This window comes from Pseudomonas sp. 10S5 (assembly GCF_035019745.1).
Classification (GTDB): Bacteria; Pseudomonadota; Gammaproteobacteria; order Pseudomonadales; family Pseudomonadaceae; genus Aquipseudomonas.
The window spans coordinates 49,750-63,150 of sequence record NZ_JASJVL010000024.1; the positions used below are offsets into that span (position 1 = coordinate 49,750).

Here is a 13,401-nt window from a genome sequence, read left to right on the forward strand (position 1 = left end):
TTCTCGCATCGCGGTTGACCCGTACTCTTCGAGAGTGGTTCGCAATTGTTCGAAGTATCTGTCTTGCGCCTGAACTAAAGAGGCTTCTTCCGTGGGACACATGCGCGCGCAGTGGTATAGTTCGCGGCCAGTTCGGCCCACCTAGTCGGTGCATGCACAGCGCCATGGACATCGGTTTATGAGAGTGAGGCCGCCTCGTGAGGAGTTTAGATGAGCGCCGATAACGCCTACGCGGTCGAGCTGAAGGGCGTGTCCTTCAAGCGCGGCACGCGCAGCATCTTCAATAATATTGATATACGTGTTCCCCGGGGCAAGGTCACCGGAATCATGGGGCCTTCCGGAAGCGGCAAGACCACGCTGCTGCGCTTGATGGGTGCTCAATTGCGTCCCAACAGCGGAGAGGTGTGGGTCAACGGTCAGAATTTACCCAAGTTGTCGCGCAGCGATTTATTCGATGCTCGCAAGCATATGGGTGTGTTGTTCCAAAGCGGGGCCTTGTTCACTGATCTCGATGTGTTCGAAAACGTGGCATTCCCGCTACGGATTCACACCCATTTGCCGGACGACATGATTCGCGACATTGTCCTGCTTAAACTGCAGGCTGTCGGCCTTCGTGGCGCCGTCGATTTGATGCCTGACGAGTTATCTGGTGGTATGAAGCGGCGTGTGGCACTTGCCAGGGCTATTGCGCTCGATCCGCAAATTCTTATGTATGACGAGCCCTTTGTTGGTCAAGATCCCATCGCCATGGGTGTATTGGTCCGGTTGATTCGTCTGCTGAATGATGCGTTGGGAATCACCAGTATTGTGGTTTCTCACGATCTTGCGGAAACCGCGAGCATCGCTGACTACTTATATGTAGTCGGCGATGGTCAGGTGTTAGGTCAGGGAACTCCAGAAGAGCTGCTGGGTTCGGATAATCCGCGCATCCATCAATTCATGACCGGCGACCCGGATGGCCCTGTTCCATTTCACTATCCGGCACCGGATTACCGCGAAGATCTTTTGGGGAAGCGCTGATGCGCAAACAGTCTTTAATGGGCCGAATTAATTTGTTCGGCCAATCTGCAATCGACATGGTGACGGTGCTAGGCCGCTCGGGGCTGTTTTTATTTCATGCGTTGTTCGGTCGTGGCGGAGTCGGCGGCAGTTTTCAACTGCTGGTTCGCCAGTTGCATTCGGTCGGTGTGATGTCGCTGCTGATAATTGTCGTTTCAGGCGGATTCATCGGCATGGTATTGGCGCTTCAAGGCTTCAGCATTCTGCAGAAGTATGGATCGGAGCAGGCGGTGGGGCAGATGGTGGCTTTAACGCTGCTGCGTGAGCTAGGGCCGGTCGTTGCAGGTTTGTTGTTTGCCGGCCGTGCAGGTTCTGCGTTGACGGCCGAGATTGGCAACATGAAGTCCACTGAGCAATTGTCAAGCCTGGAAATGATTGGTGTTGATCCGCTTAAATACATCGTAGCGCCACGCTTGTGGGCGGGGTTTATTTCTTTGCCGTTACTGGCGATGATTTTCAGCGTGGTCGGCATCTGGTGTGGCTCATGGGTCGCGATTGACTGGCTTGGTGTCTACCAGGGCTCGTTTTGGGCGAACATGCAAAATAGCGTGAACTTTCAAAGTGACGTGCTCAATGGTGTAATTAAAAGCATAATTTTTGCTTTTGTGGTGACCTGGATTGCCGTATTCCAGGGTTATGACTGTGAGCCCACGTCGGAAGGGATCAGCCGTGCGACCACTAAAACTGTGGTGTACGCCTCACTGGCCATATTAGGCCTCGACTTTATTTTGACTGCCCTGATGTTTGGAGATTTCTGATGCAAAACCGCACCGTGGAAACCGGCGTTGGCCTTTTTTTGCTGGCCGGGATCCTGGCTTTGATCTTGTTGGCCTTGCGTGTCAGTGGTCTGAGCGCAAGCGCCAGCCATGACAGCTATAAACTTTACGCAAACTTCGACAATATTGCCGGTTTGACTGTCAGAGCAAAGGTGACCATGGCCGGTGTGACCATCGGCAAGGTCACGGCTATTGATCTGGACCGTGACACCTTTATGGGTCGTGTGACCATGGAAGTCGAAAAGCGGGTGAATAACTTGCCTTCAGACTCTACTGCATCAATCCTTACTGCTGGCTTGCTCGGTGAGAAGTACGTCGGCATCAGCGTAGGGGGAGAGCAAGCGCTGCTCAAAGATGGCAGTATTATTCATGACACTCAGTCTGCATTGGTTCTCGAAGACCTGATCGGAAAATTCATGCTCAACACTGTGGGTAAAGACGCCAAATGAGGAATTCCTCCCTGTTCTCAAGCTTGCGCTGCGGTCTGCTAATCCTGCTGACTGCTTTTCCATTGTTCGCGAATGCGGCCCCAAGCCAGTCAGCCCATGATCTGGTCGACGGCACGACTAAAGCACTGCTGGCCGATTTGGCTGCCCACAAAGATCAATACAAAACCAACCCAAGCGCTTTTTACGACGCGTTAAACACAATTGTGGGTCCGGTAGTTGATGCTGAAGGCATCTCGAAAAGCGTCATGACGGTTAAATACTCAGGTAAAGCCTCGCCTGAGCAGATGCAGCGTTTCCAGGAAAACTTCAAGCGCAGCCTGTTTCAGTTCTATGGCAATGCCCTGCTTGAATACAACAACCAGGGTATTACTGTTTCTGCGGCCAAGGACGAGAGCGGCGACCGCACTAGCGTCGACATGTCTGTTAAAGGCAATGGTGGGGCGATTTACCCTGTGAGCTACACGCTTGAGAAGCTTAATGGCGAGTGGAAAGTTCGCAACGTTATCGTCAATGGCATCAACATTGGCAAACTGTTCCGCGATCAATTCGCTGATGCTATGCGGCAGAACAGCAATAACCTGGATAAAACCATCAACGAATGGGCGGGTGAAGTTGCGAAAGCCAAAACCAAGGTTGATGCTGCCGAGAAGCCTGCCCAATGAGTGAGTCAGCTGTTCGTCTGGGCGCATCAGGTGAGTTGCACCTGAGTGGCGCACTTGACTACCGCAGCGGTCCGGCCTTGCGTAAGCAGGGTCAAGCGCTGATCAAGGCCACTGACGCGACGGCTTTGATCCTGGATTGTTCCGAAGTGGAGAAATCCAGCAGTGTCGGTCTGTCTTTGCTGCTTGCGTTCATGCGCGACGCCAACGCCGAGGGTAAGGTTGTCAGCGTTCAGTCACTGCCGCAGGACATGCGCGACATTGCGCAGGTCTCTGGCTTGACCGAATTGTTCGATCAACATCAATAGCCGTCAGCGGGTCGAATGAAGCGTTTCCAGGTGACCCGCCGAAAAGCTTTCCGTCCGAGTCTGTTAATCCGGGGTTCGCAGCAGGCAGGCTTTTTTGTATGATGGCCGACCCGCGCGCGTAGGGCGCCGATTGAGGTTAAGCATGCAGGCCGTAGAAGTTAAAAGCTTCCTTGAAGGAAAGCTGCCAGAAACCCAGGTAGAAGTTGAAGGCGAAGGCTGCAATTTTCAGCTGAACGTGATCAGTGATGAACTGGCGGGCCTTAGCCCAGTCAAGCGTCAGCAGCAGATCTATGCCCATTTAAACCCCTGGATCGCCGATGGCAGCATCCATGCGGTCACCATGAAATTTTTCAGCCGCGCTGCTTGGTCCGAGCGCACCTGAGCCAATTGGCGTCGAGACTCTTATGGATAAACTGATTATTACCGGCGGTTTTCGTCTTGATGGCGAGATCCGCATTTCCGGGGCGAAAAACTCTGCCCTGCCAATTCTTGCTGCAACCTTGCTGGCGGATGGGCCGGTAACGGTGTGCAATCTGCCGCACCTGCACGACATCACCACTATGATCGAGCTGTTCGGTCGCATGGGCATTGAGCCTGTAATCGACGAGAAGCTCAGCGTTGAAATCGACGCCCGCACCATCAAGACCTTGATCGCGCCTTATGAACTGGTGAAAACCATGCGCGCCTCGATTTTGGTATTGGGTCCGATGGTTGCTCGTTTCGGTTACGCTGAAGTCGCCTTGCCAGGCGGTTGCGCCATTGGTTCGCGGCCTGTCGATCTGCACATCCGCGGTCTTGAGGCCATGGGCGCAACAATTGACGTTGAAGGTGGCTATATCAAGGCCAAGGCGCCAGAAGGCGGCTTGCGTGGTGCGAATTTCTTCTTTGATACCGTCAGCGTTACCGGAACAGAGAACATCATGATGGCCGCAAGCCTGGCCAACGGGCGCAGTGTCTTGCAAAACGCCGCTCGCGAGCCGGAAGTGGTTGACCTGGCTAACTGCCTCATCGCCATGGGTGCGAACATCACCGGTGCCGGTACTGACACCATCACCATTGAAGGTGTAAAGCGCTTGCACAGCGCTACCTACAAAGTGATGCCGGACCGTATCGAGACGGGCACTTACTTGGTGGCAGCTGCTGCCACCGGTGGTCGCGTCAAGCTCAAGGACACCGATCCAGCCATTCTCGAAGCTGTATTGCTCAAGCTTCAAGAAGCGGGTGCTGAAATCACCACCGGCAAGGACTGGATTGAGCTGAACATGCACGGCAAGCGGCCAAAAGCCGTTAATGTGCGGACCGCTCCGTATCCAGCTTTCCCAACCGATATGCAAGCACAATTTATCTCGCTCAACGCAATCGCCGAGGGCACCGGTGCTGTTATCGAAACCATCTTCGAAAACCGCTTTATGCACGTATATGAAATGCACCGTATGGGCGCGCAGATTCTGGTCGAAGGTAATACTGCTGTTGTTACCGGTGTTGAGAAACTCAAAGGCGCGCCTGTAATGGCTACCGACCTGCGTGCTTCGGCCAGCCTGGTCATCTCGGCGTTGGTTGCTCAGGGCGATACCTTGATCGACCGCATTTATCATATCGATCGTGGTTATGAATGCATCGAAGAAAAACTGCAGATGCTCGGCGCCAAGATCCGTCGCGTTCCGGGCTAGGCTTTGATCATTAGCACAAGGTCCTGACTCGTTGAGTCAGGATACGTGGGGCGCATGGAAGCGCCCGATTGCCAAGGACTTACGTTTCCCATGCTAACCATCGCACTGTCCAAGGGCCGTATTCTCGACGACACCCTGCCGCTTCTCGCTGAAGCAGGCATCGTGCCGACCGAAGATCCGGACAAAAGCCGCAAGCTGATCATCACCACGACCCAAGCTGATGTGCGCTTGTTGATCGTGCGCGCTACAGATGTCCCGACTTACGTTGAACACGGTGCCGCCGACCTGGGCGTGGCCGGTAAAGATGTGCTGATGGAATACGGCGGCCAGGGCCTTTACGAGCCGTTGGACCTGCAAATTGCTCAGTGCCGCTTGATGACCGCTGGCGCCGTCGGCGCGATTGAGCCAAAAGGCCGTCTGCGTGTTGCTACCAAATTCGTCAACGTTGCCAAGCGTTATTACGCCGAGCAAGGTCGTCAGGTCGACATCATCAAGCTGTATGGCTCGATGGAGCTGGCGCCTTTGATCGGCCTGGCGGACAAAATCATTGATGTCGTCGACACTGGCAACACGCTGCGGGCCAACGGGCTTGAACCTCAGGAACTGATTGCAACTATCAGTTCGCGTCTGGTGGTGAACAAGGCGTCAATGAAGATGCAACATGCGCGTATTCAGGCGTTGATCGATACGCTGCGTAAAGCAGTCGAGTCGCGACACCGCCGCTGACTCACCTGCGCGACCTTGAGTCGCGCCCATCTATCCGTGTCATAGCCAAATTTCTCAGGTGCCCACGCGGATGGCTTGGTAGTCTATCGGCGCCTGAGCATTCGCCAATTATTGAGGCTTCCGCTATGACCACGACCACTGCAATTCGCCGACTCGACGCCGCTGATCCAGATTTTGCGCGCCATCTGGACCACCTGCTGAGCTGGGAAAGTGTGTCCGACGAGTCGGTCAACGAGCGCGTGCTTGAGATCATCAAAGCTGTGCGCGAGCGTGGCGACTCGGCACTGGTGGAGTTCACCCAACGTTTCGACGGTCTTGAAGTGGCGTCGATGGCAGAGTTGATTTTGCCACGCGAGCGGTTAGAGCTGGCCCTGACCCGTATTACGCCAGAGCAGCGCACTGCGTTGGAAAAAGCCGCCGAACGCGTGCGTGTTTACCACGAAAAGCAGAAACAGGATTCCTGGAGTTACACCGAAGCCGACGGCACGGTGTTGGGCCAGAAGGTCACGCCTCTGGACCGCGCCGGGCTCTATGTGCCGGGCGGCAAAGCATCGTATCCGTCGTCAGTATTGATGAACGCGATTCCAGCAAAAGTCGCTGGCGTGACCGAAGTGGTCATGGTTGTCCCTACGCCGCGTGGCGAAATCAATGAACTGGTGCTCGCGGCAGCCTGTATCGCGGGGGTTGATCGCGTATTCACCATCGGTGGCGCGCAGGCTGTTGCAGCCTTGGCGTACGGCACCGAGAGCGTGCCTAAAGTCGATAAGGTCGTTGGCCCCGGTAACATTTATGTTGCCACTGCCAAGCGCCATGTTTTTGGTCAGGTGGGAATCGACATGATTGCCGGTCCGTCAGAGATTCTGGTGGTGTGTGACGGTCTGACCGACCCGGATTGGATCGCGATGGATCTGTTCTCCCAAGCGGAACATGATGAAGACGCCCAAGCGATTTTGATCAGCCCGGACGCGGAGTTTCTCGACAAAGTGGCCGCAAGTATCACCAAGCTGATGCCCACCATGGAGCGTGCGCAGATCATCCGCACCTCGATCAATGGCCGTGGGGCGCTGATTAAAGTGGTTGATATGCAGCAGGCCATTGAGGTTGCCAACCGAATTGCCCCGGAACACCTTGAACTCTCAGTGGCCGATCCTGAAGCTTGGCTACCGCAGATTCGCCACGCCGGCGCGATTTTCATGGGGCGTCACACCTCCGAAGCGCTGGGCGATTACTGTGCCGGCCCGAATCACGTATTACCGACCTCAGGTACTGCACGGTTCTCGTCGCCACTGGGCGTATACGATTTCCAGAAGCGTTCGTCGATCATTTACTGCTCGGAGCAGGGCGCCTCTGAATTGGGCAAAACGGCCTCAGTATTGGCGCGAGGCGAGTCGTTGACCGCCCACGCTCGCAGCGCCGAATACCGCATTGCTGGCAGCACTGAGCAAGGGGAAAAAGCATGAGCAAGTTCTGGAGTCCATTTGTCAGCACCCTCGTGCCTTACGTGCCGGGCGAACAACCAAAGCTGACTAAACTGATCAAGCTCAACACCAATGAAAACCCTTATGGCCCGTCGCCTAAAGCGTTGGCTGCCATGCGTGTCGGGGTGACCGACGATTTGCGCTTGTATCCGGACCCCAACAGCGATCTGTTAAAGCAGGCAGTTGCCACCTATTACGGCGTTCAGCGCAATCAAGTGTTTTTAGGCAACGGTTCGGATGAAGTGCTGGCACACGTATTCAACGCGCTGTTCCGTCACGGCAAGCCTTTATTGTTCCCGGATATCAGCTACAGCTTCTATCCTGTGTACTGCGGTTTGTACGGCATTGAGTTTGACGCGATTGCGCTGGACGAACAGTTTCAGATTTGCGTCGAAGACTATGCCCGACCCAATGGCGGGATCATCTTCCCCAACCCAAATGCGCCGACTGGCTGCCTCTTGGCGCTGGATGCCGTGGAAAATATGGTCAGGGCTAACCCTGATTCGGTGGTGGTGGTGGACGAGGCTTACATCGATTTCGGGGGTGAAACCGCCATCAGTCTAGTAGACCGATATCCAAACCTGCTGGTTACCCAAACGTTGTCCAAGTCGCGTTCGCTGGCGGGGCTGCGAGTGGGTCTGGCCGTGGGGCATCCTGATCTGATTGAGGCGCTGGAGCGGGTTAAGAATAGCTTTAACTCATATCCTCTGGATCGTTTGGCAATTGTCGGCGCGACCGCTGCGTTTGAAGACCGCGAGTACTTTGAAAGCACCTGCAAGGCAGTGATCGACAGCCGTGAGGTGTTAATCAAGCAGCTTGAAGCCAAGGGCTTCGAAGTTTTGCCTTCCGCAGCCAACTTCATCTTTGCCCGCCACCCGCGGCATGACGCTTCAGGTCTTGCCGCTAAATTACGGGAGCAGGGAGTAATCGTTCGACACTTCAGGCAGGAGCGCATCGCGCAATTCTTGCGAATCAGCATTGGCACGCCTGAGCATAATCAGGCATTGGTCGATGGTTTCGGCGATTTGTAAGAAGTGTGGATCAACGCCGCGATCCGACGGGAGCGAACGTGTTCGAGAAGGGTACAAAGCGGTACATCCGACAGACCGCATTGTTCGCTTCGCGAAGACTTCGCGCCCATAGACCGAGGAAAAATCGAAGATCCCCGCAGGGCTTATTCCTCTTCCGGCGTTGCGCTCGGTGCAGGCGGCGGTCGCAGGCCTACTTCAGCGGTCATCGTTAGCTCCTTGCCGTTACGCATGACCTGTATTGCGATCTTGTCGCTTGGTTTGGTGCGCGCTACCTGGTTCATCGAACGACGGCCATCACCGGCAGGTTCGCCGTCAATACTCAAAATCACATCACCCAACAACAGGCCCGCTTTTTGCGCCGGTCCGTCGCGGAAGATCCCCGCGACCACGATGCCTGGCCGATCCTTTAATCCAAACGATTCAGCCAGTTCTTGAGTGAGTGGCTGCACTTCGATACCCAGCCAGCCCCGAATCACTTGACCATGTTCAATGATCGACTTCATGACTTCTAACGCCAGCTTCACTGGAATAGCGAAACCGATTCCTTGCGAACCACCAGACTTGGAGAAAATCGCCGTGTTAATGCCTGTTAAATTGCCGTTGGCGTCAACCAGTGCCCCCCCGGAGTTGCCGGGGTTGATCGCCGCGTCGGTCTGAATGAAGTCTTCATAGGTATTGAGACCCAGTTGATTGCGGCCGGTGGCGCTGATTATGCCCATCGTCACTGTCTGACCAACGCCAAACGGGTTGCCGATGGCCAGCGCTACATCGCCGATGCGGATATTGTCCGAGCGGCCGATGGTAATAGAGGGTAGGTTTTTGAGGTCTATTTTCAGCACTGCCAAGTCGGTCTCGGGATCGCTGCCAATGACTCGTGCGGTGGTTTCGCGGCCGTCTTTGAGCGCCACGACGATCTGATCGGCCCCGCTGGTGACGTGGTTGTTGGTCAGCAAATACCCTTCAGGGCTCATGATTACAGCTGAGCCGAGACTCGACTCCATACGCCTCTGTTTAGGCAGGTTATCGCCGAAGAAGCGGCGGAACTGAGGGTCTTCAAACAGTGGATGGTTTGATTTGCTGACCACTTTGGTGGTGTATAGATTGGCAACGGCAGGCGCGGCAATAATCACCGCGTCGGCATACGACACCGGGCCTTTTTGTACGGTCGATGACTGCGGTGCTTGTTGAAGATTAACGTCTTGGCTGGGTAGGCCAACCCATTGTGGGTAACGCTGAATAATCAACATGGCGATGAGCACGCCAGCCAGCAGGGGCCAAGCGAAGAAACGCAGTGCCTTGAACATTGAACACGTCCTGAGAAATGCCAAGCGCGGCAGCTTTCAGCTGGGGGTTGCGCCATAGTGGCGGGCATTATACGAGTACCGGGCAGCGCTGAACTGCATATTTAAGCGTCTTTTATGGCCTTCGCCCCGAGCACCTTGGTGGAGGGCTCGAACGACTATCTGGACTGCTCACGAATCCGGGATTATTGCTCCAGCGGTTGCGGGTCTGATGCGTGCGCAACTGACGCGATGGGTCAGTGGCGTGACGGTGAGCGAGGCGGTACGGAGGGTAGACATAGGGCTTTACTCGTTAAGATATTTCGTGTTTGAGCCTCCGTTTATTGATGGTCTGACACCCACTAAAGCCCGAACGAAGCGGTCTATGGGTATATCGTTTCGATCTAACCAGGCCGTTAATATAAGCAGACGCTGTGATAAAGTGTGCGGCTCGAACACGGCCCGTTGGCCGTTCATCTGTACGTTTTCGTGAGTAGCCATGGTCGACAAACTGACGCATCTGAAACAGTTGGAGGCGGAAAGCATCCACATCATCCGCGAGGTGGCCGCCGAGTTCGATAACCCGGTGATGCTCTACTCCGTCGGTAAAGACTCTGCGGTAATGCTGCACTTGGCACGCAAAGCGTTTTTCCCCGGAAAGCTGCCTTTCCCCGTGATGCACGTTGATACCCGCTGGAAGTTCAAGGAAATGTACGCCTTCCGCGACCGTCTGGTCGAAGAGTTGGGCCTTGACCTGATAGTGCACGTCAACCCCGATGGCGTTGCGCAGGGTATCAATCCGCTGACCCACGGCAGCGCCAAACACACCGACATCATGAAGACCGAGGGCCTCAAGCAGGCACTGGACAAGTATGATTTCGATGCGGCGTTCGGCGGCGCACGTCGCGATGAAGAGAAGTCTCGTGCCAAAGAGCGCGTCTACTCGTTTCGCGATAACAAACACCGTTGGGACCCGAAAAATCAACGTCCCGAGCTGTGGAATGTCTACAACGGCAAGGTCAACAAGGGCGAATCGATCCGCGTATTCCCGTTGTCGAACTGGACCGAGCTGGATATCTGGCAGTACATCTACCTCGAAGGCATCCCGATCGTACCGCTGTATTTCGCGGCCGAACGTGAAGTCATCGAGATGAATGGCACCTGGATCATGATCGACGACGATCGCCTGCGTAATCACCTCAGCGAAGAAGACCGCGCACGCATCGTCAAGAAGAAAGTCCGCTTCCGCACCCTTGGCGACTACCCATTAACGGGCGCGGTCGAGTCTGAGGCGACGAGCCTCACCGACATCATTCAGGAAATGCTCCTGACGCGAACTTCCGAGCGCCAAGGCCGAGTCATCGATCACGATGGCGCAGGGTCGATGGAAGAAAAGAAACGTCAGGGCTATTTCTAAACAGGGTGTCTCACAATGTCGCATCAATCTGAATTGATCAGCGAGGACATCCTCGCCTATCTGGGCCAGCACGAACGCAAGGAACTGTTGCGCTTTCTCACCTGCGGTAATGTCGACGACGGCAAAAGTACGCTGATCGGCCGCTTGCTGCATGACTCCAAAATGATCTACGAAGATCACTTGGAGGCGATTACTCGGGACTCGAAGAAAGTCGGCACTACCGGCGATGACATCGATCTGGCGTTGCTGGTCGACGGCTTGCAAGCCGAGCGCGAGCAGGGCATCACCATTGATGTTGCTTACCGCTATTTCTCTACCGCAAAACGCAAATTCATCATCGCCGACACGCCAGGCCATGAGCAGTACACCCGCAACATGGCCACCGGCGCCTCGACCTGTGACCTGGCGATCATTTTGGTGGATGCGCGCTATGGCGTGCAGACCCAGACCCGTCGTCACAGCTTCATCGCTTCGCTGCTAGGCATCAAGCACATCGTTGTCGCGATTAACAAAATGGACCTTAAAGGCTTCGACGAAGGTGTGTTCGAGTCGATCAAGGCGGATTACAAGAATTTTGCCGACGGCATCGCGCTCAAGCCGACCACCATGCATTTCGTTCCGATGTCGGCCCTAAAAGGCGACAACGTGGTGAACCACAGCGAGCGTTCGCCGTGGTACACCGGCCAAACGCTGATGGAAATCCTTGAAACGGTTGAGGTGGCCGCTGATCGCAACCTCACCGACTTGCGATTCCCGGTGCAATACGTCAACCGTCCCAACCTGAATTTCCGTGGTTTCGCCGGCACATTGGCCAGCGGCGTCGTGCACAAGGGCGACGAAATCGTCGTACTGCCGTCAGGTAAAACCAGTCGGGTCAAATCCATCGTCACCTTCGATGGTGAGTTGGAACAGGCGGGCCCCGGCCAGGCCGTGACCTTGACCATGGAAGACGAGATCGACATCTCCCGTGGCGACTTGCTGGTACACGCTGACAGTATTCCGCAAATCTCCGACACCTTCGACGCCATGCTGGTGTGGATGGCAGAAGAGCCGATGCTGCCGGGCAAGAAATACGACATCAAACGCGCCACCAGCTACATACCGGGCTCGATTGCCAGCATCACCTATAAGGTCGACGTCAACACCTTGGCTGAAGGTCCTGCCAGCGAGTTGAAGCTGAACGAAATCGGGCGAGTCAAGGTCAGCCTCGACACCGCCATTGCATTGGACGGTTACGACAGCAACCGCACTACCGGTTCGTTCATCATCATTGACCGGTTGACCAACGGCACGGTTGCGGCGGGCATGATCATCGCCCGGCCAATCGTCGCCGGTGCCAGTCACCACGACCATAAAGCGCACGTGGCCACTGAAGAGCGCGCTCGTCGTTTTGGCCAGCAGCCAGCAACGGTGTTGTTCAGCGGTTTGTCCGGTGCGGGCAAAAGCACCTTGGCTTACGCGCTGGAACGCAAGTTGTTCGACATGGGCCGAGCGGTGTTCGTCCTTGACGGTCAGAACCTGCGTCATGACCTGAATAGAGGCCTGCCGCAAACCCGTGCCGGTCGCACTGAAAATTGGCGGCGTGCAGCGCATGTTGCACGTCAGTTCAACGAAGCGGGCCTATTGACACTGGCGGCATTCGTTGCGCCGGACGCCGAAGGCCGTGAGCAGGCCAAAACACTGATTGGCACTGATCGTCTGATAACGGTCTACGTCCAGGCATCGCCTACTGTTTGCCGCGAGCGCGACCCACAAGGCCTGTATGCCGCCAATGGCGACAATATCCCGGGTGAGTCCTTTCCCTACGACGTGCCATTGAATGCGGATCTGGTGATCGACACGCAATCGCTGTCACTCGAAGAGAGTGTTAAACAAGTGCTGGAACTGCTACGGAGCCGCGGCGCGATTTAATCGCAACGTGCACTAAAAAGCCTCGCAATGGAGAGATTCATCGCGGGGCTTTTTATGGGCCATGCTGTCGCGCAGCAAACACAGGACCTGTAGGCGCGGGCTTGCTCGCGATCGGCTACGCAGCGGTCGTAAAACCAGCCATTCTATTTTTCAGTTGGAGCCGGGACGGCCTATCAGGACCGCTTTGTGCTCCATCGCGAGCAAGCCCGCTTATTCAACAAGTTATGCGGTGTTTTGATACAGGTGCCGCAGGCCAGCCTCTGGCTCTTGCATTGGCAGTATCTACCCGGATGCTTGCTGATTTGCTCTGAGCACGCGCGCCTTAGAGTAGGCAGCCACAGCTTGCTATTCCCTAAGGCAGAGGCCAGCGCAAGCTGACCGAATAACCTATTGTTTATCGTACGTCATACTTGGGCTCCTCGAACTTAAGTCGAATAATAAGCGATACTACATTCGCTATGTAGGACTCTTTACCTTCCTATATCGGGTGCGTCTGATGAAGCTTCCGAAATTTTTGATAAGAGACTACCAATATTTGAAACTCGCTGTTGTCCGTAGGAAATATCCCACATAAATAACGGAAATTGGAGCTTTTTAAATGGCATAAATTCGCTTGTTATAAACACTTAACCGTCGT

At 55.1% G+C, this 13,401-nt stretch carries 13 protein-coding genes; 12 read left to right on the top strand and 1 reads right to left on the bottom strand.

Features of this window, described 5'->3' with window-relative positions; translation table 11 throughout:
* Window positions 1–210 precede the first annotated feature (210 nt).
* From QN378_RS21180 to hisC, 10 genes are all read left to right on the top strand, one after another.
* Window positions 211–1,020 carry an ATP-binding cassette domain-containing protein gene (locus tag QN378_RS21180; RefSeq protein ID WP_322205375.1) on the top strand — a complete coding sequence of 270 codons (810 nt, stop codon included), beginning with the start codon at window positions 211–213 and terminating at the stop codon, window positions 1,018–1,020.
* The gene (gene mlaE / locus QN378_RS21185; RefSeq protein WP_322205374.1) at window positions 1,020–1,817 is read left to right on the top strand and encodes a lipid asymmetry maintenance ABC transporter permease subunit MlaE; all 798 of its coding nucleotides are present in this window, start codon (window positions 1,020–1,022) and stop codon (window positions 1,815–1,817) included. The genes QN378_RS21180 and mlaE overlap by 1 nt, the downstream gene beginning before the upstream one ends.
* On the top strand, window positions 1,817–2,284 hold the full coding sequence (gene mlaD / locus QN378_RS21190) for an outer membrane lipid asymmetry maintenance protein MlaD (protein ID WP_322205373.1): 468 nt from the start codon (window positions 1,817–1,819) through the stop codon (window positions 2,282–2,284). The genes mlaE and mlaD overlap by 1 nt, the downstream gene beginning before the upstream one ends.
* 11 nt (window positions 2,285–2,295) lie before the next feature.
* Entirely contained in the window at window positions 2,296–2,946 is a 651-nt protein-coding gene (locus QN378_RS21195) for an ABC transporter substrate-binding protein (RefSeq protein ID WP_322206936.1), read from the top strand.
* A complete protein-coding gene (locus QN378_RS21200) occupies window positions 2,943–3,251 on the top strand; it encodes an STAS domain-containing protein (RefSeq protein WP_322205372.1) in 309 nt (102 codons plus the stop codon). The genes QN378_RS21195 and QN378_RS21200 overlap by 4 nt, the downstream gene beginning before the upstream one ends.
* Before the next feature lie 142 nt (window positions 3,252–3,393).
* Entirely contained in the window at window positions 3,394–3,633 is a 240-nt protein-coding gene (locus QN378_RS21205; protein ID WP_322205371.1) for a BolA family protein, read from the top strand.
* Window positions 3,634–3,655: 22 nt separating this feature from the next.
* Window positions 3,656–4,921 carry a UDP-N-acetylglucosamine 1-carboxyvinyltransferase gene (gene murA / locus QN378_RS21210; protein WP_322205370.1) on the top strand — a complete coding sequence of 422 codons (1,266 nt, stop codon included), beginning with the start codon at window positions 3,656–3,658 and terminating at the stop codon, window positions 4,919–4,921.
* Window positions 4,922–5,011: 90 nt separating this feature from the next.
* Window positions 5,012–5,647, top strand: coding sequence for an ATP phosphoribosyltransferase (gene hisG, locus QN378_RS21215; RefSeq protein WP_322206935.1), 636 nt, complete (start codon window positions 5,012–5,014; stop codon window positions 5,645–5,647).
* Between the two features lie 125 nt (window positions 5,648–5,772).
* Entirely contained in the window at window positions 5,773–7,107 is a 1,335-nt protein-coding gene (hisD, locus tag QN378_RS21220) for a histidinol dehydrogenase (RefSeq protein WP_322205369.1), read from the top strand.
* On the top strand, window positions 7,104–8,156 hold the full coding sequence (gene hisC, locus QN378_RS21225; RefSeq protein WP_323546720.1) for a histidinol-phosphate transaminase: 1,053 nt from the start codon (window positions 7,104–7,106) through the stop codon (window positions 8,154–8,156). Before hisD ends, hisC begins: the two co-directional genes overlap by 4 nt.
* A 143-nt stretch (window positions 8,157–8,299) precedes the next feature.
* On the opposite strand, the gene algW is transcribed toward hisC, so the two are convergent.
* Window positions 8,300–9,460, bottom strand: a complete 1,161-nt coding sequence (algW, locus tag QN378_RS21230) for a Do family serine endopeptidase AlgW (protein ID WP_322205367.1) — start codon at window positions 9,458–9,460, stop codon at window positions 8,300–8,302.
* A gap of 475 nt (window positions 9,461–9,935) precedes the next feature.
* Here algW and cysD point away from each other — a divergent pair, with 475 nt between their 5' ends.
* Both cysD and cysN read left to right on the top strand, forming a co-directional pair.
* The gene (gene cysD, locus QN378_RS21235) at window positions 9,936–10,853 is read left to right on the top strand and encodes a sulfate adenylyltransferase subunit CysD (RefSeq protein ID WP_323546722.1); all 918 of its coding nucleotides are present in this window, start codon (window positions 9,936–9,938) and stop codon (window positions 10,851–10,853) included.
* A 15-nt stretch (window positions 10,854–10,868) separates the two neighbouring features.
* On the top strand, window positions 10,869–12,764 hold the full coding sequence (gene cysN, locus QN378_RS21240; RefSeq protein ID WP_323546724.1) for a sulfate adenylyltransferase subunit CysN: 1,896 nt from the start codon (window positions 10,869–10,871) through the stop codon (window positions 12,762–12,764).
* Window positions 12,765–13,401 lie beyond the last annotated feature (637 nt).

What these genes read in the sequence shown, in the direction of transcription:
- QN378_RS21180 (WP_322205375.1), top strand. Translation starts at nt 211, where the DNA reads ATGAGCGCCGATAACGCCTACGCGGTCGAGCTGAAGGGCGTGTCCTTC.
- mlaE (WP_322205374.1), top strand. Translation starts at nt 1,020, where the DNA reads ATGCGCAAACAGTCTTTAATGGGCCGAATTAATTTGTTCGGCCAATCT.
- mlaD (WP_322205373.1), top strand. Translation starts at nt 1,817, where the DNA reads ATGCAAAACCGCACCGTGGAAACCGGCGTTGGCCTTTTTTTGCTGGCC.
- QN378_RS21200 (WP_322205372.1), top strand. Translation starts at nt 2,943, where the DNA reads ATGAGTGAGTCAGCTGTTCGTCTGGGCGCATCAGGTGAGTTGCACCTG.
- QN378_RS21205 (WP_322205371.1), top strand. Translation starts at nt 3,394, where the DNA reads ATGCAGGCCGTAGAAGTTAAAAGCTTCCTTGAAGGAAAGCTGCCAGAA.
- murA (WP_322205370.1), top strand. Translation starts at nt 3,656, where the DNA reads ATGGATAAACTGATTATTACCGGCGGTTTTCGTCTTGATGGCGAGATC.
- hisG (WP_322206935.1), top strand. Translation starts at nt 5,012, where the DNA reads ATGCTAACCATCGCACTGTCCAAGGGCCGTATTCTCGACGACACCCTG.
- hisD (WP_322205369.1), top strand. Translation starts at nt 5,773, where the DNA reads ATGACCACGACCACTGCAATTCGCCGACTCGACGCCGCTGATCCAGAT.
- hisC (WP_323546720.1), top strand. Translation starts at nt 7,104, where the DNA reads ATGAGCAAGTTCTGGAGTCCATTTGTCAGCACCCTCGTGCCTTACGTG.
- algW (WP_322205367.1), bottom strand. Translation starts at nt 9,460, where the DNA reads ATGTTCAAGGCACTGCGTTTCTTCGCTTGGCCCCTGCTGGCTGGCGTG.
- cysD (WP_323546722.1), top strand. Translation starts at nt 9,936, where the DNA reads ATGGTCGACAAACTGACGCATCTGAAACAGTTGGAGGCGGAAAGCATC.
- cysN (WP_323546724.1), top strand. Translation starts at nt 10,869, where the DNA reads ATGTCGCATCAATCTGAATTGATCAGCGAGGACATCCTCGCCTATCTG.